25 protein-coding genes are annotated in these 23753 nt (G+C 71.8%); 11 read left to right on the forward strand and 14 right to left on the reverse strand.

The window, feature by feature from the left end:
* Positions 1-318 precede the first annotated feature (318 nt).
* The 6 genes from ACIRPX_RS44655 (at position 319) to ACIRPX_RS44680 (ending at position 6622) form a co-directional block, all read left to right on the forward strand.
* Positions 319-1098, forward strand: a complete 780-nt coding sequence (locus ACIRPX_RS44655) for a DeoR/GlpR family DNA-binding transcription regulator (RefSeq protein WP_404205901.1) — start codon at positions 319-321, stop codon at positions 1096-1098.
* A 79-nt stretch (positions 1099-1177) separates the two neighbouring features.
* Positions 1178-2548: an ABC transporter substrate-binding protein gene (locus ACIRPX_RS44660; RefSeq protein WP_404205902.1), complete on the forward strand. Its 1371-nt coding sequence runs from the start codon at positions 1178-1180 to the stop codon at positions 2546-2548.
* Positions 2545-3483: a carbohydrate ABC transporter permease gene (locus ACIRPX_RS44665; RefSeq protein ID WP_404205903.1), complete on the forward strand. Its 939-nt coding sequence runs from the start codon at positions 2545-2547 to the stop codon at positions 3481-3483. The genes ACIRPX_RS44660 and ACIRPX_RS44665 overlap by 4 nt, the downstream gene beginning before the upstream one ends.
* Complete coding sequence (locus tag ACIRPX_RS44670) at positions 3480-4340, forward strand: carbohydrate ABC transporter permease (RefSeq protein ID WP_404205904.1); 861 nt, start codon at positions 3480-3482, stop codon at positions 4338-4340. The genes ACIRPX_RS44665 and ACIRPX_RS44670 overlap by 4 nt, the downstream gene beginning before the upstream one ends.
* Complete coding sequence (locus ACIRPX_RS44675; RefSeq protein WP_404205905.1) at positions 4337-5326, forward strand: zinc-dependent alcohol dehydrogenase family protein; 990 nt, start codon at positions 4337-4339, stop codon at positions 5324-5326. Before ACIRPX_RS44670 ends, ACIRPX_RS44675 begins: the two co-directional genes overlap by 4 nt.
* Positions 5327-5431: 105 nt before the next feature.
* The gene (locus tag ACIRPX_RS44680; protein WP_404205906.1) at positions 5432-6622 is read left to right on the forward strand and encodes a TerD family protein; all 1191 of its coding nucleotides are present in this window, start codon (positions 5432-5434) and stop codon (positions 6620-6622) included.
* Between the two features lie 24 nt (positions 6623-6646).
* Here the strand turns inward: ACIRPX_RS44680 and ACIRPX_RS44685 are convergent, their stop codons facing one another.
* The 4 genes from ACIRPX_RS44685 to ACIRPX_RS44700 form a co-directional block, all read right to left on the reverse strand.
* Entirely contained in the window at positions 6647-7663 is a 1017-nt protein-coding gene (locus ACIRPX_RS44685; protein ID WP_404205907.1) for a 1-aminocyclopropane-1-carboxylate deaminase, read from the reverse strand.
* Between the two features lie 20 nt (positions 7664-7683).
* A complete protein-coding gene (locus ACIRPX_RS44690) occupies positions 7684-8328 on the reverse strand; it encodes a GntR family transcriptional regulator (RefSeq protein ID WP_404205908.1) in 645 nt (214 codons plus the stop codon).
* Between the two features lie 78 nt (positions 8329-8406).
* Entirely contained in the window at positions 8407-9855 is a 1449-nt protein-coding gene (locus ACIRPX_RS44695) for an alkaline phosphatase PhoX (RefSeq protein ID WP_404205909.1), read from the reverse strand.
* Between the two features lie 365 nt (positions 9856-10220).
* The gene (locus ACIRPX_RS44700) at positions 10221-11648 is read right to left on the reverse strand and encodes a hypothetical protein (protein ID WP_404205910.1); all 1428 of its coding nucleotides are present in this window, start codon (positions 11646-11648) and stop codon (positions 10221-10223) included.
* Positions 11649-11928: 280 nt separating this feature from the next.
* Between ACIRPX_RS44700 and ACIRPX_RS44705 the strand changes: the two genes are divergently transcribed.
* Positions 11929-13755 carry an endonuclease/exonuclease/phosphatase family protein gene (locus ACIRPX_RS44705; RefSeq protein WP_404205911.1) on the forward strand — a complete coding sequence of 609 codons (1827 nt, stop codon included), beginning with the start codon at positions 11929-11931 and terminating at the stop codon, positions 13753-13755.
* 43 nt (positions 13756-13798) lie between these two features.
* Here the strand turns inward: ACIRPX_RS44705 and ACIRPX_RS44710 are convergent, their stop codons facing one another.
* From ACIRPX_RS44710 to ACIRPX_RS44735, 6 genes are all read right to left on the reverse strand, one after another.
* Positions 13799-14533 (reverse strand): SRPBCC domain-containing protein, encoded by a 735-nt coding sequence (locus ACIRPX_RS44710; protein WP_404205912.1) that lies wholly within the window; start codon positions 14531-14533, stop codon positions 13799-13801.
* A gap of 23 nt (positions 14534-14556) precedes the next feature.
* Positions 14557-15153, reverse strand: a complete 597-nt coding sequence (locus tag ACIRPX_RS44715; RefSeq protein ID WP_404205913.1) for an ArsR/SmtB family transcription factor — start codon at positions 15151-15153, stop codon at positions 14557-14559.
* Between the two features lie 137 nt (positions 15154-15290).
* On the reverse strand, positions 15291-15788 hold the full coding sequence (locus ACIRPX_RS44720) for a DUF3618 domain-containing protein (protein WP_404205914.1): 498 nt from the start codon (positions 15786-15788) through the stop codon (positions 15291-15293).
* On the reverse strand, positions 15785-16204 hold the full coding sequence (locus ACIRPX_RS44725; protein ID WP_404205915.1) for a phage holin family protein: 420 nt from the start codon (positions 16202-16204) through the stop codon (positions 15785-15787). Before ACIRPX_RS44725 ends, ACIRPX_RS44720 begins: the two co-directional genes overlap by 4 nt.
* Before the next feature lie 62 nt (positions 16205-16266).
* On the reverse strand, positions 16267-16953 hold the full coding sequence (locus ACIRPX_RS44730) for a hypothetical protein (RefSeq protein WP_404205916.1): 687 nt from the start codon (positions 16951-16953) through the stop codon (positions 16267-16269).
* Positions 16950-17126 (reverse strand): hypothetical protein, encoded by a 177-nt coding sequence (locus ACIRPX_RS44735; RefSeq protein ID WP_404205917.1) that lies wholly within the window; start codon positions 17124-17126, stop codon positions 16950-16952. Before ACIRPX_RS44735 ends, ACIRPX_RS44730 begins: the two co-directional genes overlap by 4 nt.
* 126 nt (positions 17127-17252) lie before the next feature.
* Between ACIRPX_RS44735 and dapA the strand changes: the two genes are divergently transcribed.
* The 3 genes from dapA to ACIRPX_RS44750 all read left to right on the forward strand — a co-directional run bounded on the left by dapA (position 17253) and on the right by ACIRPX_RS44750 (position 19674).
* A complete protein-coding gene (gene dapA, locus ACIRPX_RS44740; RefSeq protein WP_404205918.1) occupies positions 17253-18230 on the forward strand; it encodes a 4-hydroxy-tetrahydrodipicolinate synthase in 978 nt (325 codons plus the stop codon).
* 175 nt (positions 18231-18405) lie between these two features.
* Positions 18406-18909 carry a hypothetical protein gene (locus tag ACIRPX_RS44745; RefSeq protein WP_404205919.1) on the forward strand — a complete coding sequence of 168 codons (504 nt, stop codon included), beginning with the start codon at positions 18406-18408 and terminating at the stop codon, positions 18907-18909.
* 267 nt (positions 18910-19176) lie between these two features.
* Positions 19177-19674 (forward strand): hypothetical protein, encoded by a 498-nt coding sequence (locus tag ACIRPX_RS44750; RefSeq protein WP_404205920.1) that lies wholly within the window; start codon positions 19177-19179, stop codon positions 19672-19674.
* A gap of 85 nt (positions 19675-19759) precedes the next feature.
* Here ACIRPX_RS44750 and ACIRPX_RS44755 read toward each other — a convergent pair whose 3' ends face one another.
* The 4 genes from ACIRPX_RS44755 to ACIRPX_RS44770 form a co-directional block, all read right to left on the reverse strand.
* Complete coding sequence (locus ACIRPX_RS44755) at positions 19760-20449, reverse strand: hypothetical protein (protein ID WP_404205921.1); 690 nt, start codon at positions 20447-20449, stop codon at positions 19760-19762.
* Positions 20450-20618: 169 nt separating this feature from the next.
* Positions 20619-21608: a 2,3,4,5-tetrahydropyridine-2,6-dicarboxylate N-succinyltransferase gene (dapD, locus tag ACIRPX_RS44760; RefSeq protein ID WP_404205922.1), complete on the reverse strand. Its 990-nt coding sequence runs from the start codon at positions 21606-21608 to the stop codon at positions 20619-20621.
* Between the two features lie 95 nt (positions 21609-21703).
* Positions 21704-22267 carry a TetR/AcrR family transcriptional regulator gene (locus ACIRPX_RS44765; protein ID WP_404205923.1) on the reverse strand — a complete coding sequence of 188 codons (564 nt, stop codon included), beginning with the start codon at positions 22265-22267 and terminating at the stop codon, positions 21704-21706.
* The gene (locus ACIRPX_RS44770; protein WP_404205924.1) at positions 22267-22587 is read right to left on the reverse strand and encodes a DMT family transporter; all 321 of its coding nucleotides are present in this window, start codon (positions 22585-22587) and stop codon (positions 22267-22269) included. The genes ACIRPX_RS44765 and ACIRPX_RS44770 overlap by 1 nt, the downstream gene beginning before the upstream one ends.
* Positions 22588-22808: 221 nt before the next feature.
* Here ACIRPX_RS44770 and ACIRPX_RS44775 point away from each other — a divergent pair, with 221 nt between their 5' ends.
* Positions 22809-23642, forward strand: a complete 834-nt coding sequence (locus tag ACIRPX_RS44775) for an AbfB domain-containing protein (protein WP_404205925.1) — start codon at positions 22809-22811, stop codon at positions 23640-23642.
* Positions 23643-23753 lie beyond the last annotated feature (111 nt).

Genomic DNA, 23753 nt, shown 5'->3' on the forward strand with positions numbered 1-23753 from the left:
GCCTGTGGGGGGGCGCGCGGCCGCGCGGCCCCCCCGCCCCGCCGGGGGGGGGGGGGGGCGGCAACCGCGCGGCCGGGGGGGGGGGCGGCCCCCCCCCGCCCCCCCCCGCCGCCCCATTCGGGCACCACGCCTGCCCGATCTCACGCCGCCCCTCACGGCCACGCAGGTCCGAGGCGGTCACTCCGCTCCGCAAACGGGCACATACGGGCAGCATCGAGCCTGCAACAGACCTGGTCACCGCGAAATACGGGGGGTAGAACTTCCCCCGTGGGCCCCACCGGGCCCGAACGGGCAGTGAGCAAGGAAGCAGGTGCGGCGATGACGGCGAACACCGCGCGGACGGCCGAGGAACGTCAGCGGGAGATCGTGCGGGCCGCGCGCGCCACCGGCTCCGTCGACGTGACGGTGCTCGCCGCCGAACTGGGCGTGGCCAAGGAGACCGTACGCCGGGATCTGCGCGCCCTGGAGGACCACGGCCTGGTCCGCCGTACCCACGGCGGCGCCTATCCCGTGGAGAGCGCGGGCTTCGAGACGACGCTCGCCTTCCGTGCCACCAGTCACGTCCCCGAGAAGCGCCGGGTCGCGGCCGCCGCGGCCGAACTGCTCGGGGACGCCGAGACGGTCTTCATCGACGAGGGCTTCACCCCGCAGCTCATCGCCGAGGCCCTGTCCACGGACCGGCCGCTGACCGTGGTCACCGCGTCCCTGCCGGTCGCCGGCGCCCTGGCCGAGGCCGAGAACACCACGGTCCTGCTGCTGGGCGGCCGGGTCCGCTCCGGCACCCTCGCCACCGTCGACCACTGGACGACGAAGATGCTGGCCGGCTTCGTCATCGACCTCGCCTACATCGGCGCCAACGGCATCTCCCGCGAATACGGCCTGACCACCCCCGACCCGGCCGTGAGCGAGGTGAAGACACAGGCCGTGCGGGCCGCGCGCCGGACGGTGTTCGCCGGCGTGCACACGAAGTTCGGGGCGGTCAGCTTCTGCCGGTTCGCGGAGATCGGCGAGCTGGAGTCCGTCGTCACCAGCACCCTGCTGCCCGCCTCCGAAGCCCACCGCTATTCGCTGCAGGGCCCTCAGGTCATCCGCGTCTGACCACGCGGCAGCACCCCTCGAACGGCACGCTCATGTCTGCGTGCGCACCTTGTATCCCCATAAGTGCCAGGAGCTCCCCATGCGAACCCAGAGCCGACGCAGCCCCCGCGCCCTGTTTGCGGTGGCCGCCGTAGGAACGCTGATCACCCCCTTGCTCGCCGCCTGCTCGGGCGCCGGCGGTGGCGGCGGCGCCTCCTCCCACTCCATCAACGTGCTGATGGTGAACAATCCGCAGATGGTGGAGCTGCAGAAGCTGACCGCGGCCAACTTCACCAAGGACACCGGGATCACGGTGCACTTCACCGTCCTGCCCGAGAACGACGTCAGAGACAAGATCAGCCAGGACTTCGCCAACCAGGCGGGCCAGTACGACGTCGCCACGCTGAGCAACTACGAGATCCCGATCTACGCCAAGAACGGCTGGCTCCACCCGATCGACTCGTACGTCAAGAAGGACACCGCCTTCGACCAGCAGGACATCCTCAAGCCGATGCAGCAGGCGCTCACCGCGGCGGACGGCAAGCTCTACGGCGAGCCCTTCTACGGCGAGTCCTCCTTCCTGATGTACCGCAAGGACGTCTTCCAGAAGAAGGGCCTGACCATGCCGGCCAAGCCCACCTGGCAGCAGGTGGCCGACCTGGCCGCCAAGGTGGACGGCGCCGAGCCCGGCATGAAGGGCATCTGTCTACGCGGGCTGCCCGGCTGGGGCGAGATGCTCGCCCCGCTGACCACGGTCGTCAACACCTTCGGCGGCACCTGGTTCGACAAGGACTGGAAGGCGCAGCTGGACGCCCCCGAGTTCAAGAAGGCCACGCAGTTCTACGTCGACCTGGTCCGCAAGCACGGCGAGGCCGGCGCCCCGCAGGCCGGCTTCGCCGAGTGCCTGAACGACACGACGCAGGGCAAGACGGCGATGTGGTACGACGCCACGTCCGGCGCGGGCTCGCTGGAGGCGTCCGGCTCCCCGGTCAAGGGCAAGATGGGCTACGTCCCGGCCCCGGTGGACAAGACGGACAGCTCGGGCTGGCTCTACACCTGGGCCTGGGGCATCCAGAAGGCGTCCAAGAACGCGGGCGACGCCTGGAAGTTCATCTCGTGGGCGTCGGGCAAGGACTACGAGAAGCTCGTGGGTGAGAAGGCGGGCTGGGCCAACGTGCCGGCCGGCAAGCGCTCCTCGACGTACGACATCCCGCAGTACCGCAAGGAGGCGGCCGCCTTCGCGGACGTCACCCGGGACGCCATCGCCAGTGCCAAGCCGAACGACCCGGGTGTGCAGCCCCGTCCCGCGCCCGGCATCCAGTTCGTCGACATCCCCGAGTTCACCGACCTGGGCACCAAGGTCTCCCAGCAGCTGAGCTCCGCCATCGCGGGCCGGCAGTCCGTGGACAGCGCGCTGAAGAAGTCCCAGCAGCTCGCCGAGACCGTGGGAAAGAAGTACGAGGGATCATGACCGTCACCACCCCCACCCGGGTCGCCGCCGCCTCCGCGCGGCCGGCGACCCGGCCGCCGAACCGTATGCGAGCGTGGGCCACCCGGGCCCCGCTCCTGCCCGCGCTGGTCTTCATGATCGTGGTGACCCAGCTGCCGTTCGTGGCGACCCTGGTGATCTCGTTCTTCGACTGGAACGCCCTGTATCCGAAGGATCGTCACTTCACCGGCGTCGACAACTACCAGCACGTCCTCACCGACCCGGACCTGCGCCACTCGGTGTGGACGACGGTCCTGCTGACGGTCACCGTGGTCCTGGCCAGCCTGGTGCTGGGCCTGGCCATCGCGCTGCTGCTCAACCGCAGGTTCATGGGCCGCAGCGTCGTCCGCACGCTGATGATCGCCCCGTTCCTGATCGTGCCGGTGGCCGCCGCCCTGCTCTGGAAGCACGTCCTCTACAACCCTGAGTACGGCCTGTTCAACGGGTTGCTGCACTACGTGGGCGGCCCCCAGCCCGACTGGATCTCCGACACCCCGCTGCTGGCGGTCGAGGCATCGCTGGTCTGGCAGTGGACGCCGTTCATGATGCTGATCCTGCTGGCGGGACTGCAGAGCCGGGACAACGAACAGCTGGAGGCCGCGCGGGTGGACGGCGCGAACGACTGGCAGGTCTTCCGCCATCTGACGCTCCCGCACCTGCGCCGCTACCTCGAACTCGGCGCGCTGCTGGGCTCGATCTACATCGTCCAGAACTTCGACGCGGTCTTCACCATCACCTCGGGCGGCCTGGGCACCGCCAACCTCCCCTACACCGTCTACCAGAGCTTCTACCAGGCTCACGAGAACGGCCTCGCGTCGGCCGCGGGCGTCCTGGTGGTCATCGGCTCGATCATCATCGCCACCTTCGCGCTGCGCGTGGTGTCGTCCCTGTTCCGCGAGGAGGTGTCCCGCGCATGAGCACGATCGCCGTACGCAACGCGACCGCCCGGCCCCGCCGGCGCAACGGAGCGGGGCTCGGTCTGGTCGCCTGGCTGGTCGGGCTGCTGTTCTTCCTGCCCATCGCCTGGATGGCCCTGACCTCCTTGCACTCCGAGACGGACGCCGCGACCAACCCGCCGTCCTTCGGGGCCTCGCTGACGCTGGACAGCTACCGCGAGTTCTTCGGCGCGGGCGGCGGTGCGGACCCCTGGCCGGCGCTGATCAACTCGGTCACGGCGTCGGTGGCCTCGACCCTGCTCGTGCTCCTGCTGGCCCTCCCGGCGGCCTACGCGCTCTCCATCCGCCCGGTGAAGAAGTGGACCGACGTCCTGTTCTTCTTCCTGTCCACCAAGATGCTGCCGGTGGTGGCGGGCCTGCTGCCGATCTACCTCTTCGCCAAGAACACCGGCATGCTGGACAACATCTGGCTGCTGGTCATCCTCTACACCTCCATGAACCTGCCGATCGCGGTGTGGATGATGCAGTCCTTCCTCGCCGAGGTCCCGGTGGCGGTGATCGAGGCGGCGCAGATCGACGGCGCCCGCCTGCCGACCATCCTCGCCCGCGTGGTGGCCCCGATCGCCCTGCCGGGCATCGCGGCGACGGCGCTGATCTGCTTCATCTTCAGCTGGAACGAGCTGCTGTTCGCCCGGGTCCTGACGGGCGTGGTCGCCGAGACCGCCCCCGTCTTCCTGACCAGCTTCATCACCAGTCAGGGCCTGTTCCTGGCGAAGGTGTCCGCCGCGTCGCTCGTCATCTCCCTGCCGGTGCTCGCCGCGGGGTTCGCCGCCCAGGACAAGCTGGTCCAGGGCCTGTCGTTGGGAGCCGTCAAATGAAGGCCGCCGTCATCGAGTCCGTGGGCCGCGCCGTCGTCACCGAGGTCCCCGACCCGACCCCCGGCCCCCGCGAGGTCGTCGTCGAGGTCGCCGCCTGCGGCCTGTGCGGCACCGATCTGCACATCCTCCAGGGCGAGTTCGCACCGAAGCTGCCCATCGTGCCCGGACACGAGTTCGCCGGGCAGGTGGTCGGTGTCGGCACCCAGGTCACCGAGGTCGCGGTCGGCGACCGGGTGGCGGTCGACCCCTCCCTGTACTGCTACGAGTGCCGCTACTGCCGTACGGGCCACAACAACCTCTGCGAGCGATGGGCCGCGATCGGCGTCACGACGGCCGGCGGCGCGGCGCAGTTCGCGGTGGCACCCGTCGCCAACTGCGTGAAGCTGCCCGAGCACGTCCGCACCGAGGACGCGGCCCTGGTGGAGCCCCTGTCCTGCGCCGTCCGCGGCTACGACGTCCTGCAGTCCCGGCTGGGCGCGCACGTCCTGATCTACGGCTCGGGCACGATGGGTCTGATGATGCTGGAGCTCGCCAAGCGGACGGGCGCGGCCAGCGTCGACATGGTCGACCTCAACCCGGCGCGCCTGGAGACCGCCCGGCAGCTCGGCGTCTCCGCCTCGGCGGCGAACCCGGACGAGCTGGACCGCCCCCAGGGCTGGGACCTCGTGGTCGACGCGACCGGCAACGCGGCCGCGATCCAGGACGGCCTGGACCGGGTCGCGAAGGCGGGCACCTTCCTCCAGTTCGGCGTCGCGGACTACGCGACCCGCGTGACGATCGACCCGTACCGCATCTACAACCAGGAGATCACGATCACCGGCTCCATGGCGGTCCTGCACAGCTTCGAACGGGCCGCCGAGCTCTTCGCGAACGGCGTGCTGGACCCGGAGGTCTTCATCAGCGACCGCATCCCGCTGGACCGCTACCCGCAGGCCCTGGAGCAGTTCGCGGCGGGCGTGGGCCGCAAGATCGTGGTGGTGCCGTAGGGCACCCGGACCGGCCCCCGCCGCGGGAGCGCGGGGGCCGCCACGATTGGCCGGAGAGTAAGGGAACGGTAAAGCGCCCTCGCTCGTTCAAGGGGCATGACAGCTATGACCCCTGGCTCGAACATCCCTCTCCCCACCGCCCGCGTGGCGGTGGACGTCGCCGCTCCCGTGCGGCTCGACGTGTCGGGCCTGCTGCTCACGGGCGACGGCAAGGTGCGCTCCGACGACGACTTCATCTTCTACAACCAGCCGAGCGGCCCGGGCGTGACGTACCGGTCGGGCGGGGGCACCGCGCCCGACGCGATCGTCGTCGACACCGCCGCCGTCCCGCCGGGCATCGAGAAGATCGTCGTCACCGCCAGCCCGGACGCCGCGGGCCAGACCTTCCAGGGCATCGAACCGACGGCCACGATCCGCGGCGCGGACGACAACAGCGTCCTGGCCACCTTCACACCCCCGCAACTCGGCGCGGAGACGGCGCTGGTGGTCGTCGAGATCTATCTGCGGAACGGCCAGTGGAAGGCCCGCGCGGTCGGCCAGGGGTACGCCAACGGCCTGGCGGGCATCGCGACCGACTTCGGGGTCACCGTGGAGGAGCCGGCCGCGGCCGCCCCGCCCCAGCCCGCCGCCCCGCAGGCGCCGGCGGCCGCGCCCGTGGCCGCCACGCCGCCGCCCCCGCAGGCCCCACCCGCCGCCGCGGCGCCCGCGCCGGGCGCCGGGAAGATCAACCTCGACAAGGGCCGGGTCAGCCTCCAGAAGAACCAGACGGTCTCCCTCGTCAAGGGCGGCCGCCCGCTGCTCAGCCAGGTCAAGATGGGCCTCGGCTGGGAGCCGGCGTACGGCGGCAAGGACATCGACCTGGACGCGTCGGTCATCGCCTACGGCCCGCAGCGCAACCACATCGACAGCTGCTACTTCGGCAAGCTGTCGATCCTGAACGGCGCGATCAAGCACTCCGGCGACAACCTCACGGGCGAGGGCAGCGGGGACGACGAGGTGATCGTGGTCGACCTCGGCCGCATCCCGCAGGAGGCCACCGGCCTGGTCTTCACGGTCAACTCCTTCTCCGGGCAGAAGTTCACCGAGGTCGCCAAGGCGTACTGCCGCCTCCTGGACGCCACGACCGGCGAGGAACTGGTCCGCTTCGACCTCACCAACGCCGAGCCCCAGACCGGCGTGATGATGGCGAAGCTGATCCGCCAGTTCTCCGGCGAGTGGGAGATGACGGCGATCGGCGACTTCGTGAAGGCCCGCACGGTCCGGAACATGGTGAAGCCGGGCGCACAGACCCTCTGACCCGCACCGCCCCGGACAGCCCGCCTAGACGACCGCGCTGTACGCGTTCAGGGCGGGCTGTCCGCCCAGGTGCGCGTACAGCACCGTGGCGTCCCGGCCGATCTCCCCGCGCGCGACCAGGTCCACCATCCCCGCCATCGACTTGCCCTCGTAGACGGGGTCGGTGATCATCCCCTCCGTACGGGCCGCGAGCCGCATCGCCTCCAGCGTCGCCGCGTCCGGGATGCCGTAGGTACCCGCGTGGTACCGCTCGTCCAGCTCGACGTCGGCACCGGTCAACTCCCTCTTGACGCCGATGAGTCGGCCGGTGCCCTGGGCGATCCGCTCGATCTGCTCCTTCGTCGCGGCCGGCTTCGCGGAGGCGTCGACGCCGATCACCCGGCGCGGCCGCCCGCCCGCCTCCTCCAGCGCGGCGAACCCGGCGACCATGCCGGCCTGCGTCGAACCGGTCACCGAGCACACCACCACGGTGTCGAAGAAGACCCCCAGCTCCCGCTCCTGCTCGGCGACCTCGTACGCCCACCCGGCGAAGCCCAGACCGCCGAGCGGATGGTCGGAGGCGCCGGCCGGGACGGCGTACGGCGTGCCGCCCGCCTCCTCGACCTCCCTGAGCGCCTGCTCCCAGCTCTCCTTGAACCCGATCCCGAACCCGGCCCGCACCAGCCGTACGTCCGCCCCGGCCAGCCGGCTGAGCAGGATGTTGCCGACCTTGTCGTAGACGGAGTCCGGCCAGTCGACCCAGCTCTCCTGGATCAGCACGCACTTGAGCCCGGCCCGGGCGGCGACGGCGGCGACCTGGCGGGTGTGGTTGGACTGCACGCCGCCGATCGACACGAGCGTGTCGCAGCCCTGGGCGAGCGCGTCGGCGACCAGGTACTCCAGCTTGCGGGTCTTGTTCCCGCCGTAGGCGATGCCGGAGTTGCAGTCCTCCCGCTTGGCCCACAGGCGGGCGCCGCCGAGGTGTGCGGTCAGCCGCTCCAGCCGGTGCACCGGCGAGGGCCCGAACAGCAGGGGGTAACGCTCGTACGAGGAAAGGGACATGAGTCCTCCCGCGATAGGGATCAGCCGCCGCCGGTGAGGTCGGCGAGGGTGCGCCAGATCTCCGCGGTGACACGGACCGCCTCGTCCACGTCGCCGTCCGCGCAGGCGCCGATCAACTGCTCGTGCAGCCCGGCCGAACGGCAGCTGCTCTCGCCGAAGCGGCGGCGCTCCAGGCGGCGGATGAGAGGGGTGTAGCGGGCGATGGTGGCGGCGGCCGCACGGTTCCCGGCGGCGTGGACGAGGACGTCGTGCAGTTCGTCGTCGGCGCGCAGGGCCGCGCCGACGTCACCCGCGCCGACGGCCGCGGCGAACCGCTCGTTGGCCGCGCGCATGGCGCTGACGCCCTCGGCGGACAGCCGGGGCACACCGGTGCGGGTGGCCAGTTCGTGCAGGGCGCCGACCACGGCGGCGGCGTCCCGTACATCGGCGGCGACGAGCTCGGTGACCCGCGTGTAGCTCTGCGGCTTGCTCTCCAGCAGCCCCTCGTCCACCAGCCGGGAGAAGGCCTCCCGCACCGGCGCCCGGGACAGCCCGAGCCGCTCGGCCAGCTCGGCGTCCCGCACCACCGCGCCGGGTTCGAGCTCCCCGGCCACGATGGCGTCACGGATCACCGCGTAGGCACGATCCCTGAGGAGGGTGCGCCGGACGGGTCGTATGGCCTCCATTAACTGAAATGTTAGATGTCAGTCAGGGCGTCGGGCAAGGGCGCGGGCGGGCCCGCCCTCTCGGCTCGCCCGAAGCGGCTATCGCCTCTGGCGCTTCCAGGGACCGGTGATCGCCAGCATGATCCCGGGGGTCTGGATGTTGGCGTACAGGGTCTTTCCGTCGGGGGAGAAGGTGACGCCGGTGAACTCGCTGTACTCGGGCTCCGCCTCGGTGCCGATGTTCAGTTCGTTGCGGGCGATCGGGTAGGTGCGGCCGGTGTCGGTGGCACCGAACAGGTGCTGCAGGCCCTCGCCGTCCTCGGCGATGACCAGGCCGCCGTACGGGGAGACGGTGATGTTGTCCGGGCCGTCGAAGTCGCCCTCCGCGGACGGGTCCGGGTTGACGCCGATGAGGACCTTCAGGGTCAGGGTGCGGCGCCTGGGGTCGTAGAACCAGACGGCCCCGTCGTGCTGGGCGGGGCTCTCGTCACGGGCGTAGGAGGAGACGATGTACGCGCCTCCGTCCCCCCACCACATGCCCTCCAGCTTGCGGGCGCGGGTGACCTGGCCGGCGGTGAACTGCTTGCGGACGGAGACCGTCCGCGCGTCGCGGTCGGGGACGTCCACCCAGTCGACGCCGTAGACGGTGCCGATCCTCGTCGCGCGGGAGAGGTCGTCGACGAACGTGCCGCCGGAGTCGAAGCACTTGAAGGCCTGGAGCACTCCGGCGCCGTCGGCGAGGGTGCGCAGCCTGCCGCGGCCGTGGTGGAAGTGCTCGGGCGGGGTCCAGCGGTAGAGCAGGCCGTTGGGGTTGGACGCGTCCTCGGTGAGGTAGAGATGGCCGCGCCCGGGGTCGACGACGACGGCCTCGTGGGCGTAACGGCCCAGCGCCTTGAGGGGCTTGGGCTCGCCGTTGGCCCGCCGGTCGACCGGGTCGACCTCGAAGACGTAGCCGTGGTCCTTGGTCATGCCGTTGGCGCCGGCCTTGTCCTCGGTCTCCTCGCAGGTGAGCCAGGTGCCCCAAGGAGTGCTGCCGCCCGCGCAGTTGGTGGCGGTGCCGGCGATGCCGACCCACTCGGCGACGTGGTCGCGGCGGTCCTCGACGACGGTGCAGCCGCCGGCGGCCGCGGGGTCGTAGACGAGTCCCTCGGTGAGCGGCACGGGGTAGGGCCACCGGGCGCGCGGGCCGCCCAGTTCGTGGTTGTTGACCAGCAGGGTCGCGCCGCGGGGGCCGTCGAAGGCGGCGGTGCCGTCGTGGTTGGAGGGGGTGAACTCGCCCGACTCCAGCTTGGTCCTGCCGCTGTGGGTGACGACGCGGTAGGCGAAACCGGCGGGGAGGGCGAGGATGCCGTCCGGGTCGGGCAGCAGGGGGCCGTAGCCGACTCCGACGTGCCCGTGCCCGTGCCCCCGCCTGTTCTCCGCGCTCCAGGTGTCCGTGGACGCCAGGGCGTTCGGGGCGGTGGCGAGGGCGCCGACGCTGCCCGCCAGGGCGACCCCGGCACCCGTGATCGCGGATTTTCTGGCGAAGTCCCTGCGGCTGAGCGACATGGTGTCTCCTGTGACGGTGGGTGTGCCGTGGAGGGTGGCGACCTCGGGTCGGCGCCACCGTCCCGCCCACGCCTGAACGGGGGTTGAACGCGGGGCGACACCTGTGGACGCACTTCCATGAATCTGTCCGCATCGGCCCACGAGAGGGAAAAGTCCGCCCCCGCGACGAGGACCTGGTGCGCGAGTCCCGCCCCGCCCCGCGGGCCCGGCCGCGCGCGCTTCGTCGGCACAGCGCGCCCAGCCCGCGCACCCAGCCCGGCACACCCAGCCCCGCATGCTCAGCCCGGCGCACCCAGCCCCGCATGCTCAGCCCCGCATGCTCAGCCCGGCACACCCAGCCCCGCACGCTCCTCAGCCCCGCACGCTCAACTCCCCTGCTGCGAGCGCGCCTTGAACGCCGCCTTGCGCGCTTCCTTCGCGATCCGCTTGTCGGGGTGCAGCCGCCCCATGGCCTCCAGCACGTCCGCCGTCGCGGGGTGGTCGACCCGCCAGGCCGCGGCGAAGAAGCCGCCGTGCTGCGCGGCCAGCCCCTGCACCAGCCCCCGGAGTTCCTCGGAGTTGCCCTCCGCGGCCAGTTGCGCGGCGACCGTGTCGATGGTCAGCCAGAAGATCATCGCCTCGGAGGGCGGCGGCACGTCGGACGCCCCCTGCTCGGTCAGCCAGACGCGGGCGAGGCCGCCCAGCTCCGCGTCGTCGAGCACCTCGCGCAGCGCGGGCTCGGCCTCCTGGCCGACGAGCGACAGCGCCTGCTGGCAGCGCAGCCGGCGCAGCGGCGCACCCGCGTCGGCGCCCCGGGCGGCGGCCAGCAACTCGCGCGCGGCGGCGAGGGAGTCGCGGGGCGCGAGCCACAGCTCGGTCTCGGCCTGCGCCGCCCCCTGCGGAAAGGCCGCCGTTCCGTCGAGGAGCGCGTCGGCCCCCTTGTCGGCGAGGTCGCCGACGGCGGGCGCGTCGAATCCGGCCTCCATCAGCCGCGAGCGCAGCCCGTACCGGCCGAGGGGCGTCAGCCGCACCATGCCGTAGCGCGAGACGTCGGTGTCGTCGAGCGGCGCGGCGGGCTCCTCGTCGGCGTCCGCCATCAGCGCCTCGTCCACCGGCTGGTATTCCACGAGCCCCACCGGTTCCAGCAGCCGGAACTGGTCGTCGAGCCGCATCATCGCGTCGGAGACCTGCTCCAGGACGTCGTTGGTGGGCTCGCCCATGTCGCTGGGCACGATCATCGACGCGGCGAGGGCGGGCAGCGGCACGGGCGCGTCGCCGGGGCCGTCCTCGCTGACGGTGAGCAGGTACAGGTTGCCGAGGACGCCGTCGAGGAACTCCGCCTCCCCCTCCGGGTCCCAGTCCAGCTGGGAGAGGTCGATCTCGCCGTCCTCGCCGAGTGCGTCCTCCAGGCCGTCCAGGTCGGGCACGGCGGCGTCGGCGAGCACCGTCTCCAGGGCCTCCTGCCACACGCCCAGGACGTCGTGCGGCGAGCCCGAGGTGAGCAGGGCCAGCTCCTCCCCGGCCGTGACGGTGCCCTCGTCCTCGTCGTCGATCTGCACGAGCCCGGCATCCATGGCGACGCGCCACGCCTCGCTCGTGAGGGCCGCGGCCTCGTCACCGCTCAGCCCGAGCTCCGCGGCGGCGGCGGGCAGTTGCTCGTCGACGAGTCCGCCGCCGGCCTCGACCCGTGTCCCGGGACCGGCCCAGCGGGCGAGCCGCGCGGCCCGGGAGAGCAGCGGCGTGGACAACGCGTCCCGCGCCAGCTCCGCTTCGGGGTGCAGCCGCACCGGCGGCAGGGGGGAGCTGTCTGACATCTGCTGGTTCTCCTCGGGCGTGTCGTACCACTCAGCCGCTCAGCCTAGACGGATTTACACCCATGCCGCCCGGTTCATCTGCCGGACAGCGCCCGTACATGGCCGAAACCTTGACAACTCGCGTGACCAGGCAGGAGATTGACGCGCGTAGAAATCGAGCGGACATCTGTTCACCGGATTTCTACGCGCGTCGCGGACCGTCCCACGGGCCGCGGCCACAGACCGGTTCCACGCACCACCCTCGTCCCGGCGCCCACGCACGTCCCCGGAGGGATTTCCGTTGCCGAGCAAGTCTTCCGCGCGTCTCGCCGCGCTCACCGTCGCCGCCGTCTGTTCCGCGGCGTCCACCGTCGTCCTGACCTCCCCCGCGCACGCGGACACCGTGCGCATCCATGACATCCAGGGCACCACGCGCACATCTCCGTACGCCGGCCGGCAGGTCACCGACGTGGCCGGAATCGTCACCGGCGTGCGCACCTACGGCTCCTCCAGAGGCTTCTGGATGCAGGATCCGACCCCGGACGACAACCCGGCCACGAGTGAGGGCGTCTTCGTCTACACCGGCTCCACCCCGAAGACCGCCGTCGGTGACTCGGTCACGGTCACCGGCACGGTCTCCGAGTACGTCCCGGGCGGCACCTCGTCCGGCAACCAGTCGCTGACGGAGATCACCAGGCCGACGATCACCACCCTCTCCACCGGCAACGCGGTGCCGGCCCCGACGGTCATCGACGCCCGGTCGGTGCCCTCGGCCTACGCCCCGGCGGGCGACACCGCCGCGAACGGCTCGATCAACGGCCTGACCCTGCAGCCCTCGAAGTACGCCCTGGACTACTACGAGTCCCTGGAGGGCATGAACGTCCAGGTCTCGGACGCCCGGGTGGTCACCGCCACCGACCCGTACGCCGAGCTGTGGGTCACGGTGAAGCCGCACGAGCACCCGACCCGCCGCGGCGGCACGATCTACGGCTCCTACGACGCGCAGAACACCGGCCGTCTGCAGATCCAGTCGCTCGGCACGACCGCCGACTTCCCGGTGGCCAACGTCGGCGACTCGCTGACCGGCACCACGACCGGCCCGATGGACTACAACCAGTACGGCGGCTACACGCTCGTCGCGAGCCGGCTCGGCACGCTCGAGAGCGGCGGCCTGCAGCGCGAGACGACGAAGAAGCAGTCCCGCCGCGAGCTCGCGGTGGCGACGTACAACGTCGAGAACCTCGACCCGTCCGACCAGACCTTCGACCAGCACGCCGCCGCGATCGTGCACAACCTCCAGTCGCCCGACATCGTGTCCCTGGAGGAGATCCAGGACAACAGCGGCGCCACGGACGACGGCACGGTCGCCGCCGACGAGACGGTCGGCAAGCTGATCGACGCGATCGTCGCGGCCGGCGGCCCCCGGTACGACTGGCGCTCGATCGACCCGGTCAACGACCAGGACGGCGGCCAGCCCGGCGGCAACATCCGCAACGTCTTCCTCTTCAATCCGCAGCGGGTCTCCTTCGTGGACCGCGCGGGCGGCGACGCCACCACCGCGGTCGGCGTCACCAAGGTGCACGGCAAGGCGCAGCTGACGGCCTCCCCCGGCCGGCTCGCCCCGGCGGACGCGGCCTGGTCCGACAGCCGCAAGCCGCTGGCGGGCGAGTTCGTCTTCCGTGGCCGCACGGTCTTCGTGATCGGCAACCACTTCGCCTCCAAGGGCGGCGACCAGGCGCTGCACGCGCAGTACCAGCCGCCGACGCGCAGGTCGGAGATCCAGCGCCACGCACAGGCGACGCTGGTCAACTCGTTCGTCAAGAGCATCCTCGACGTCCAGAAGAACGCGGACGTCATCGCGCTCGGCGACATGAACGACTTCGAGTTCTCCGACACCGCGAAGCTCCTCGAAGGCGACGGCGCCCTGTGGTCGGCGATCAAGTCGCTGCCGAAGAGCGAGCGTTACACCTACGACTACCAGGGCAACGAACAGGTTCTGGACCAGATCCTGGTCTCCCCGTCGATCCGCCGCGGCTGCGGCCTCGCCTACGACTCCGTGCACATCAACTCGGAGTTCCACGACCAGATCAGCGACCACGACCCGCAGGTGCTGCGCTTCAGGCCGTGACTCCCGCGCACCGCGGCTCCCGCGAGCCGTGACGCCGTCCTGGTCAGGGCTGGTCGAACACGCCGTTCAGCCAGCCCTGCCAGGCGGCCTCGCACTCCTTGACGTCGGTGCCCGGCGTGAAGTCGTGCAGCGAGATCCCCACCGGGTGGCCCCAGTGGTTGCGCCCGAAGACGCGGGTGAGGCCCCGGTCGGTGCGCAGCCCGATGAAGTACGGGTTGCGGAAGTCGACCACGGCCTCGAACGCGTCGGGCCCGGTGACCGTCACCCGGGTGCCGGCGGCCACGTCCTCGCCGACCCCGAGCGCCCGGCCGACGACCGCGAGGGCGTCGGCGGCCTTCGACGCCTCGGGCCCGTCGAACGTCGCGAACGCGGCCGGCCGGGGTGCGAAGTGGACCAGGTACTCGCGCAGGGTGTGCAGATAGAAGTCGGTGTGCTTGGCGGCACCGTCGTACTGGTTGTCCCAGTCGTCGACGAAGATGCCGCTGTGCACGTACCGCACCCAGGCCCGCCGTCCTTCGTCGCGGGCCTCCACGGTGTAGTCGAGCTGGTTGAGCGTCTGCTCGGCGATGCCCTCGACGTCCGCGACACGGTTGGTGTAGCGGTGCGGCGGGTCCCAGGCGGTGACCGTGGACCCGAAGGGCCCCGTGCCGCCGACCTTGGGCTCCGGCGGCTCCATCGGCCACAGATAGCCGCCGGTTCCGGTGGTGATCGCCTCCCAGACCTGCTCCGGGGTGGCGTCGACCTCGAACTCGCGGGCGATCTCGAATTCCTTGGGCATGGTGGGCTCCTGACTGCGCCGGACTACTCCGGCGCGGCCGGTTTGAGGGTGGGGTGGACGGCCACGACGATCCGGTGGTCGCGCCCGCCGTCGGCGCCGGGGGCGTCGTACTTGCGGATCAGGGCGGTGACGCCGGCCGTCAGCTCCTGCACGAACGCGGCCCGGTCGGCCGCCGAGGCGAAGCGGACCTCGCCGTCGAGCGCGTACGTCGCCAGCCGTTTGCGGGCCTTGGCGGCACCGGTGATCAGCGAGCCGACGTCGCGCACCAGGCGGGCGCCGAGGGCGAGCAGCCAGCGTGCGGAGAGCTGGTCCCGGAAACGGTCGGGGTCCGGCTGCACGGCGGCGAGCGCCAGCGGCGAGATGACGTACGACGCCGCCGTCGCCCGCATCAGCCGCTCGGTGACGTTGCCCTTGCGGCGCTCCCCGGACAGTTCGACCAGCCCGTGCCGCTCCAGCGCCTTGAGGTGGTAGTTCACCTTCTGCCGCGGCAGGCCGACCTGGCCGGCCAGCATCGCCGCCGAGGCGGGGCCCGCGGCGAGCTCGGCGAGCAGCCGGGCCCTGATGGGGTCCAGCGAGACGGCGGCGGCCTCGGGGTCCTCGATCACGGTCACGTCCAGCATGCGTCCACCGTCTCACCGAAAACTTTTTTTGTCCAGACGGTTCGAGTTGTCGGAGGGTGGGCGGCCGACCCCGTCCGCGGACGCCGCAGGGGCCGGGTCAGCCGACCCGGCCCCTGCGTCCTCGCTCCGCTCCCCGCCTACTTCCTGGAGTACCTCCACCCCACCACCACGACCGTGACCAGGGCCGCGCCGATGAGGAGCGTGGGCCGCGGATGGCGTGCCGCCGCCTGCACGAGCGGCCGCGCGGGCCGCGGTACGCCGTTCGCCGCCCGGTGCTCCACCTCGTGCCCGGCCGACCGGGCCGTGTCCTGCACGGAGTGGCCCGTCGAGCGGGCCGTGTCCTGCACGGAGTGCCCCGTCCGCACCGCCCGGTCCTGGACCCTGTGCCCGGCATGGGTGGCCTTCGCCTGCACCGTGTGGCCCGCCTGCGCGGCGGTGCTGCGCAGCTGCACGGTCATCGCACCGGCCTTGTCCCTGAGGTCGGCCGCCCGTGCCCTCGCACGCCCCTTCACATCCATCTTGCCCGCCAACTCCTCGACTGTCCGTCCGAGTTCACTGCGTGTCTGCTCGATCTGCCGGCGCAGCTCGTCGGGCCCCTTCGCGCCGGTCCGTGCGGGTGCCGCCTCGTCCGTCATCGGTGTGCCCTTTCCCTGATCTCCTCGACGTCGGCCCTGACGCTGCCGAGGGCCTCCTCGGGCGTGGGCGGCACCGCCCGTCGCAGCTGGGCGCGCCCGGTCGCGGCGAGCACGCCCGCGATCGCGAAGAGCACGCCGGTCACGACGAGTGCCGCGGCCCATACGGACAGCACCAGCGCGAGGGCTGCGACGGCCGTGCCGGCCGACGCGAGCAGACCGGCGTAGGCGAACGCGCCCGCGGCGCCGAGGAGTCCGCCGCCGCGCCCGGCACGGCGGCCCTTGGCCGTCAGCTCCTCCTTGGCGAGGGCCACTTCCTGTCGTACCAGCCGGGAAAGCTGTTCGGTCGCCTGGCCGACGAGCTCGCCCACCGAGTGGTGCTCGTCGCGCACCGGCCCGGGGTGCATGGCCCCGGTCACGGCGTCGCCTCCTGTCGTGTTCCTTGCGTCCGGAACACTGCGGGTACCCCGGCCCGGAACGGCTACCCCCGCCGCTCACCGGGCCCGGACTCGCCGAGCCGGGAGAGCTGGGTCTGGAACCAGTCGAGGCGCGCCTGCAACAGGGCGGCCTCCGCGGCCAGTTCGGGCACGCCGAGCCCCTCGGCCGACGGGAGACCGGCCGCCACCGGCGCCGGGCCGCCCGCCACCACCCTGAGCCCCTCCCCCGCCAGCCGCGCGAAGGCGGCGAGCGAGACCGACACGCGGCCGCGGACGCAGCCCGCGCAGGAGGGGGCGAGCGCACGCCAGCCGGGCCTGCCCCAGCCCGCGTCGGCCAGCGCGACGGAGGCCGCGCCGCAGACGCAGGGGCCAGCCGTGGCGGTCCGTACCCGCTGGCGGGCGGAGCGGAAGCCGCGTTCGAAACGGATGAACGCCCCGAGCACGGACACCTCCAGCAGCACGGCCGACCGGTGTTCGGCCGTGCACAGCATCGCCTCGGCCGCCGCGCGGTCGTGCACGCAGTGGAAGCCGCAGGCGCAGCGGCGGTTCGGCGCCCGGTGACGCAGGCCGTAGACGCAGGACGCGTCGGCCAGGACTCCGTAGGGCAGCGCGCCGCCGAGCGACACACCGGTGAACCCGGCCCGGGTGCCGTCCTGGGACAGCACCGGGTGGGCGATCTTGTATCCGGTCGGCGGCTCCGTCGGGCGTTCCTCCGGAAGCCGCAGTCTCATCGGGCCGCCGGAACCTCTTCGGGGGCCTTCAGTTCCTGGATCTCCTCGGGGAGTTCGAGATCTTCGGGTTCCTGGACCTGTACCTGCGGCCGCTCTTCCGCGACTCCCGTGGCCAGTGCCTTGCCGAGCTTCATGTCGCCTCCCTTGACGCTGCCGGTCCTCCTCCTGGCCATGGTGACTCATGAAGGGTCGTTTTGGACATAGGGCCCCGCCCCGACCTCGAATCCGCAGACCTGCTTAGCGATATCTCGTAGAAAAATTAAGTGGAGCTTCACTGTTGCTCTGCCGACACTCTTCCCATGACGACTGCCACCTCCGGCGCGCCACCCTTCGGCCGTGCCCTCTGCGCGATGATCACCCCCTTCACCGAGGAGGGCGCACTCGATCTGGACGGTGCACAGCGGCTGGCCGGGCGGCTGGTGTCGCGGGGATGCGACGGGCTGGTGCTCTCGGGCACGACGGGCGAGTCGCCGACGACCACGGACGCCGAGAAGGCGGCGCTGGTCGAGGCCGTGCGGGAGGCGGTCGGCGGCCGGGCCTCGGTGGTGGCGGGGGTCGGGACCTTCGACACCCGGCACACCGTGGAGCTCGCCCGTCAGGCCGAGAAGGCGGGCGCGGACGGCCTGCTGGTGGTCAGCCCGTACTACAGCAAGCCGCCGCAGGACGCGGTGGAGGCGCACTTCCGGGCGGTCGCGGACGCGGTGGGGCTGCCGGTCGTGCTCTACGACATCCCGGGCCGCACCGGCACCCGCATCGAGCCCGGCACGGTGCTGCGGCTCGCCGAGCACCCGAGGATCGTGGCGGTCAAGGACTGCTCCTACGACTTCCTGGCCGCGCAGAAGGTGCTGGCCCGCACCGGCCTGGCGTACTACGCGGGCTGCGACGAGCACAACCTCGCGCTGTACGCGGTGGGCGGCGCGGGCTACATCAGCACGGTCGCCAACGTCGTCCCGGAGCAGCTGCGAGCCGTCATCGACACGTTCGAGGCGGGCGACACCTCCCTGTCCGCCCGCCTCCAGCAACGCGCCACGCCGCTCGTCGAGTCGATGATGGCGGCGGGCCTGCCCGGTTCGGTCACCGCGAAGGCCCTGCTCGACGAGCTCGGCCTGCCCGCGGGCCCGGTCCGCGCCCCGCTGCGGCCAGTCGGCCGGGAGGTGGTCGACGGGCTGCTCGCGGCGTACGCCGAGTGCGTGAGCGGCCGACCGGCCGCCGGCACTGGGCGCACACCGTCTCCCAGCACCCGCCACCACCGCCGCCACCCGGCCGACAGCCCCTGACCGGCCCCCCTTGCCCCTGCCGACGACGACGGGGACGGGGGCCACCGGCCGACGGCGACGGGGGCGGGGACGGGGGCGGGGACGGGGGCGGGGACGGGGGGCCGCCTGCCGACGGAACTCGTCGCCGCCCGGAGCGGTGCCTGCCCGGCCGACGAATTCTCCGTACGTTGGTGCCGTGAGCCACCCGCTGCTGTTCCTCGACGTCGACGGCCCCCTCAACCCCTGGGGCGCGCAGCCGTACGGACGCCCCGACGGCTACACGCAGATCCTGGTCGCCCTGCAGCCGGGCCGCGCCCTGCCCGTCTGGCTGAGCCCCGCGCACGGCCCGGCCCTGCTCGGCCTCGGCTACGACCTGTGCTGGGCCACGACGTGGATGGACGCCGCCAACCGCTGGATCGCTCCCGTGGTCGGACTGCCCGAACTCCCGTACGTCGACTTCGGCACGGGCCTGTTCGCGGTGCGCCCCGACGGGGTGCACTGGAAGACGGAGGCGATCGTGCGGTATGCCGGGGGCCGTCCCTTCGCCTGGGTCGACGACGAGCAGGGCCCGGCGGACCAGCGCTATGTGACCGCCCGCCACCCGGCCCCCGCGCTCCTCCACCACGTCAGCCCCCGCCTCGGCCTGCGCGAGGAGGACTTCAGCGCCTTGGCGACGTTCGCGGCGACGCTGCGGTCGTGACGAGGCGGGCCCGCGTACAGCCGCGGCGCCGGCTGCGCTCACCGGTCCGTCGGACGGCCCTCGAACCGGCGACGAGACCGGCCACGATCGCGTTCCGGAGCCGGACGTTCGGCGGATTCCTCACCGCCCGAGGAGCCACGGGAACGCCGACCGGGTCCACCTGCTCAACCGCCTCCCCGACGTGCTCACCGGCTGCCAGACCCCCGCCGCCCTGCGCCACTGCGGTCAATCCTGCGCAGTAGGGTGCCGGCACCATATGGGGGTGCCATGAGCCGACTCACGATCACTTGGACGCTGCGCCATCACGGCTGGGCGTTGTGCAAGGTGGCCGATGACAAGGGCGAGGTGGAGGTCTTCGCGTCGTACGTCACCGACGGCCCAGAGCAGTTCCTGCACGCGGTCACCAGACTGGTTCTGACGGACACGGAGGCCCGGGCAGAGTTCGAGGGCGAGCCGCAGGCCCACCGATGGCTCTTCCGCCGCGAAGGCGATGACGTGGACATCTGCCTACTGAGGGCCGACGACTCCCGGAAGCCCGACAGCTCAGGCGTCGTCGTCTGGTCCAGCCGCCATACGATCACGACCCTGGGCAGGGCCGCACTTCGCGCCTTCGATCAGGTCGCCTACGAACTCGGCGAAGACGGCTACGCCTCTCAGTGGGGGCGGCCGTTCCCCCGTGCGGAAGTGGAAACGCTACGCACCGCGCTCCCCACTGCACCGGGCCGGAGCCGCCCTCAACCAAAGAACGGCGCTCCGCGGGCTTGACCCGATCATCAAGACTCCGCCGACGTCACGTACAGCCGTGCGCGCCCCCATGGGGCCGACCGTGACCTCCACGAGCAGCTCGCCATCAGCCGATGTCGCTCATGTCCAGCACCTTGGCCTTGTCCGGGGGCTGCACGTCCAATGGCCCATCGAAGGCACTGAACGACGTGGTGGTGTCGAATTCGTCGCCCTTGTAGACGACCTTGAGGATGTACGGCTTGCCCTCGGCAGCAACGTAGAAGGTGAAGGAGCCGTCCTTCTCGTCGGTCACCTTCAACGGAATCGCTGGGACGCCGTTGACCTTGGCCGGTTCGCCGTCGTCCACCTGCCCGAAGGAGGCGAACTCATACGTGCACTGGGAGAGCCCGTCTCCCGGCTGCGACTTGCTGACAGGGACTTTGACCCAACGATCCTGCTTGTCCGCGCCGCCCATGTGCCGACCCGACTCCTCGAGGTAGGTCCGATTCGGACGGACGTAGTCCGTCCCGTCGATCCGGATCTGTTCGAGGCCGGCACCTGTGGCCGAGGTCGACTCGAACGCACACTTGCCCTTGAGGTCGGTTGTCAGATGGCTGGAGCGATCATCACCCCCGGTCGCCTTGGTGACCGTGTCGATGGTCACTGACGTCAGAGCTCGCATCGTGGCATTCGCGTCGTCAAGCATCTGATCGGCGGCGAGCGGCTCCGCCGCGCTGCGGTCCCCACAGCCGGTCACGGCGCCCCCCATGACCAGGCAGGCCAAGGCCGCCGTCACGGCGGTCGGTATCGTTCGCACGAGATCCCCCCCTCAGATCTGATCCGGATCATCAGCAGCCCAGCACAGCGGCCAACCGTGACGGCAGCAGACGTTCAACGCCCTCAAGCAGCTGCATGAGAGCGCCCTCCCGGGCCGTCCTGGGGCCGTGGAAGGGCGCTCGACCAGGCGGCCGCATGGCCGCCAACGGTCAGTTGTGGCTGTGCAGGATCTCGTTCAGGCCGCCCCAGACCGCGTTGTTCGGGCGGGCCTCGACCGTGCCGGTGACCGAGTTGCGGCGGAAGAGGATGTTGGAGGCGCCGGAGAGCTCGCGGGCCTTGACGATCTGCCCGTCGGGCATGGTCACGCGGGAGCCCGCGGTGATGTACAGGCCGGCCTCGACCACGCACTCGTCGCCGAGCGCGACGCCGACGCCCGCCTCCGCGCCGATCAGGCAGCGCTCGCCGATGGAAATGATGACGTTGCCGCCGCCGGAGAGCGTGCCCATGGTGGAGGCGCCGCCGCCGATGTCCGAGCCGTCGCCCACGACCACACCCGCGGAGATCCGGCCCTCGACCATGGAGGTGCCCAGCGTGCCCGCGTTGAAATTGACGAAGCCCTCGTGCATCACCGTGGTGCCCTCGGCGAGGTGCGCGCCGAGCCGCACCCGGTCCGCGTCGGCGATCCGGACGCCCTTGGGGGCGACGTAGTCCGTCATGCGCGGGAACTTGTCGACCGAGGTCACCTGCAGGTGCAGCCCCTCGGCACGGGCGTTGAGCCGCACCTTCTCGAGGTCGTCGACGGCGACCGGGCCGAGCGAGGTCCAGGCGACGTTGGCGAGGAAGCCGAACATGCCGTCCAGGCTCTGGCCGTGCGGCCTGACCAGACGGTGCGAGAGCAGGTGCAGCCGCAGGTAGACGTCGTGCGCGTCGATCGGCTTCTCGTCGAGGGAGGAGATGACCGTGCGCACCGCGACCACCTCGACGCCGCGGCGGGCGTCCGGGCCGATCGCCTTGGCCGCGCCCTCGCCGAGCAGCTCCACGGCCCTGTCGGCGGACAGCCGTTCGCTGCCGGCCGGGCCGGGCTCCTCGCTCAGCTCGGGCGCGGGGAACCAGGTGTCGAGAACAGTGCCGTCGGCGGCGATCGTGGCCAGCCCGGTGGCCACGGCGCCGGTGGTGCGAGGAGCAGTCGTGTCGGTCATGAGGGCAACCTAACCGGCCGGGGGGCGCGGTGGCCAACCGCCGCGGGCGGCGTCTCAGGGACCGGGCCGCCGCCCGGTCCGTCCCGGCCGGGACCTCACCGTTTCCCGCCGTCGGCGGCCGGCGTGGACATCACCCGCGCGAGCGCCTCGCGCGCGAAGCCCTCGTCGTACTCCGTCCCCGTCAGCAGCACCTGGAGACAGATCCCGTCCATCAGCGCGACCAGGGCCCGTGCCGTGACCGCGTCGGTCCGCCGGGCGAGCCGCTCGGCGAGCTCCTCGCACCACTCGGCGGCGACGGGGCGCAGGGCGGGGCGGCGCAGGGCGGCGAGATAGAGCTCGTACTCCAGCTCGACGCCGGTGCGGTCGCCGCTCAGCCACTCGCCCAGGATCCGCGCGAGGTCGGCGGCCAGGTCGCCCCCCGTGTCCGCCAGGGCGCCGTGCGCGGCGACGACCTTGGCGAAGCCCTCGTTGGCCTGCCGCAGCGCGGCCACCATCAGCTCGTCGAGGGTCCTGAAGTGGTACGTCGTCGAGCCGAGCGGCACGTCGGCCTCGGCGGCGGCCGAGCGGTGGCTGAGGCCCGCCAGGCCCTTGTCCCCCACCACCCGGATCGCCGCGTCGATGATCCGCTGGCGCCGGTCGGGGTCGTAGCGGCGGGCCATCAGTGCGCACCCCCGAGGTTGAGCACGACGACCCCGACGATGATCAGCGCGATGCCGGCGGCCTTCTGCAGGGTCATCCCCTCCCCGAGGAACACCATCCCGATGCCCACGATGGCCGCGGTGCCGAGGCCGGCCCAGATCGCGTAGGCCGTGCCGACGGACATGCTCTTCAGCGTCTGGGCGAGCAGCCAGAAGGACACGACGTATCCGACGAGCGTCAGCACCGACGGCCACAGCCTGCTGAAGCCGTCGCTGAACTTCATGGCGGTGGTGCCGCCCACCTCGGCGGCTATGGCCGCGAGGAGCGTCAGGAATCCCATGCGTACGAGTGTACATAACGGCGCTCACGCCGTGGCCGGAACCGTCGTACGCGCCAGCGGGAGAAGACCTCCCGCGCCCGGCACGAGGAATGTCGGCTTTCATGGAAACCGCTCACTGATACGGCTCCCGGTACCGCCTCCGCTCCACTAAGGTTTCACCGCTTGCCCACACCCCCCTCACACCCCCGGCCGCCGCCACGGGCGCCGCTGGAGGATCCCGTATGCCTGACACCACCCCCGAACGGCCCGCCCGCGCATCCTGGGAGAACGGCTGGGCCCCCGAGACCTCCCGCGCCCCGGGAACCCGAAGACTCTGGCTGGCGGGCGCGCTGGCCGTGGCGACGATCGTCGCGTGCGTGACGGCAATCGCCCTGATGGACAAGGACCCTGACGGTGCGTCAAAGGCGTCCGGAGACCCTTCCGCGTCGGCGTCCGCCTCGGGTCCGGGGCTGATCTCCTTCGCCGGCCCCTCCGCGACGACGAGCGCGACGACGCCCGCGGGACGGAGCGGTTCGCCCACCGCGCGGCCCCGCACGTCCGCCGCGGCCGGACCGCACGCGTCCGCGACCGGTGGGTCCGGAAGCCCCAAGTCACCTACGCCGCAGGTGAGTTCGCCCGACCGCGGGAAGTCTTCCGGCACCTACCGGTCCGTGCGCTCGGTGAACTACCCCGACCGCTACTGGCATGTCAGCGGCGGCCTGGTGAGGCTCGACCCGATCGCGTCCGGCGAAGCCCGCCGGGACGCCACCTTCAAGGTGGTCAAGGGCCTGGCCGACGGCTCCTGCTACTCCTTCGCCACGGCCGGCGGCGGCTACCTCCGCCACCGCGACTTCCTGCTGCGCTCCGAACGCGACGACGGTTCCGCCCTGTTCGAGCAGGACGCCACCTTCTGCCCGCGGACGTCGTCCTACCCGGGCGCGGTCATGCTGGAGTCGGTGAACTACCCGGGCCGCTACCTGCGCCACCAGAACTTCCGGCTCCGGCTGGACCCTTGGCAGCAGAGCGATCTCTACCGGGCGGACTCGGCGTTCCGGCTGGTCGACGGGACGGCCTGAGCAGACGGCGAGACACCCCCTAGAAGGCTCATGAAGATCTTGGTGAGGGGCTGTCCGGCCGTAGGCCGGGCAGCCCCTGTTCGCTATGCGGTGGCCGGGGTGATTTGCCAG

It is taken from the genome of Streptomyces sp. NPDC101225 (genome assembly GCF_044767585.1).
Classification (GTDB): Bacteria; Actinomycetota; Actinomycetes; order Streptomycetales; family Streptomycetaceae; genus Streptomyces.

What these genes read in the sequence shown, in the direction of transcription:
- dapA (WP_404205918.1), top strand. Translation starts at nt 17,253, where the DNA reads ATGACGACTGCCACCTCCGGCGCGCCACCCTTCGGCCGTGCCCTCTGC.
- dapD (WP_404205922.1), bottom strand. Translation starts at nt 21,608, where the DNA reads ATGACCGACACGACTGCTCCTCGCACCACCGGCGCCGTGGCCACCGGG.
- ACIRPX_RS44670 (WP_404205904.1), top strand. Translation starts at nt 3,480, where the DNA reads ATGAGCACGATCGCCGTACGCAACGCGACCGCCCGGCCCCGCCGGCGC.
- ACIRPX_RS44665 (WP_404205903.1), top strand. Translation starts at nt 2,545, where the DNA reads ATGACCGTCACCACCCCCACCCGGGTCGCCGCCGCCTCCGCGCGGCCG.
- ACIRPX_RS44735 (WP_404205917.1), bottom strand. Translation starts at nt 17,126, where the DNA reads ATGGCCAGGAGGAGGACCGGCAGCGTCAAGGGAGGCGACATGAAGCTC.
- ACIRPX_RS44770 (WP_404205924.1), bottom strand. Translation starts at nt 22,587, where the DNA reads ATGGGATTCCTGACGCTCCTCGCGGCCATAGCCGCCGAGGTGGGCGGC.
- ACIRPX_RS44710 (WP_404205912.1), bottom strand. Translation starts at nt 14,533, where the DNA reads ATGCCCAAGGAATTCGAGATCGCCCGCGAGTTCGAGGTCGACGCCACC.
- ACIRPX_RS44765 (WP_404205923.1), bottom strand. Translation starts at nt 22,267, where the DNA reads ATGGCCCGCCGCTACGACCCCGACCGGCGCCAGCGGATCATCGACGCG.
- ACIRPX_RS44700 (WP_404205910.1), bottom strand. Translation starts at nt 11,648, where the DNA reads ATGTCAGACAGCTCCCCCCTGCCGCCGGTGCGGCTGCACCCCGAAGCG.
- ACIRPX_RS44660 (WP_404205902.1), top strand. Translation starts at nt 1,178, where the DNA reads ATGCGAACCCAGAGCCGACGCAGCCCCCGCGCCCTGTTTGCGGTGGCC.
- ACIRPX_RS44690 (WP_404205908.1), bottom strand. Translation starts at nt 8,328, where the DNA reads ATGGAGGCCATACGACCCGTCCGGCGCACCCTCCTCAGGGATCGTGCC.
- ACIRPX_RS44680 (WP_404205906.1), top strand. Translation starts at nt 5,432, where the DNA reads ATGACCCCTGGCTCGAACATCCCTCTCCCCACCGCCCGCGTGGCGGTG.
- ACIRPX_RS44775 (WP_404205925.1), top strand. Translation starts at nt 22,809, where the DNA reads ATGCCTGACACCACCCCCGAACGGCCCGCCCGCGCATCCTGGGAGAAC.
- ACIRPX_RS44685 (WP_404205907.1), bottom strand. Translation starts at nt 7,663, where the DNA reads ATGTCCCTTTCCTCGTACGAGCGTTACCCCCTGCTGTTCGGGCCCTCG.
- ACIRPX_RS44750 (WP_404205920.1), top strand. Translation starts at nt 19,177, where the DNA reads ATGAGCCGACTCACGATCACTTGGACGCTGCGCCATCACGGCTGGGCG.
- ACIRPX_RS44695 (WP_404205909.1), bottom strand. Translation starts at nt 9,855, where the DNA reads ATGTCGCTCAGCCGCAGGGACTTCGCCAGAAAATCCGCGATCACGGGT.
- ACIRPX_RS44720 (WP_404205914.1), bottom strand. Translation starts at nt 15,788, where the DNA reads ATGACGGACGAGGCGGCACCCGCACGGACCGGCGCGAAGGGGCCCGAC.
- ACIRPX_RS44730 (WP_404205916.1), bottom strand. Translation starts at nt 16,953, where the DNA reads ATGAGACTGCGGCTTCCGGAGGAACGCCCGACGGAGCCGCCGACCGGA.
- ACIRPX_RS44715 (WP_404205913.1), bottom strand. Translation starts at nt 15,153, where the DNA reads ATGCTGGACGTGACCGTGATCGAGGACCCCGAGGCCGCCGCCGTCTCG.
- ACIRPX_RS44675 (WP_404205905.1), top strand. Translation starts at nt 4,337, where the DNA reads ATGAAGGCCGCCGTCATCGAGTCCGTGGGCCGCGCCGTCGTCACCGAG.
- ACIRPX_RS44655 (WP_404205901.1), top strand. Translation starts at nt 319, where the DNA reads ATGACGGCGAACACCGCGCGGACGGCCGAGGAACGTCAGCGGGAGATC.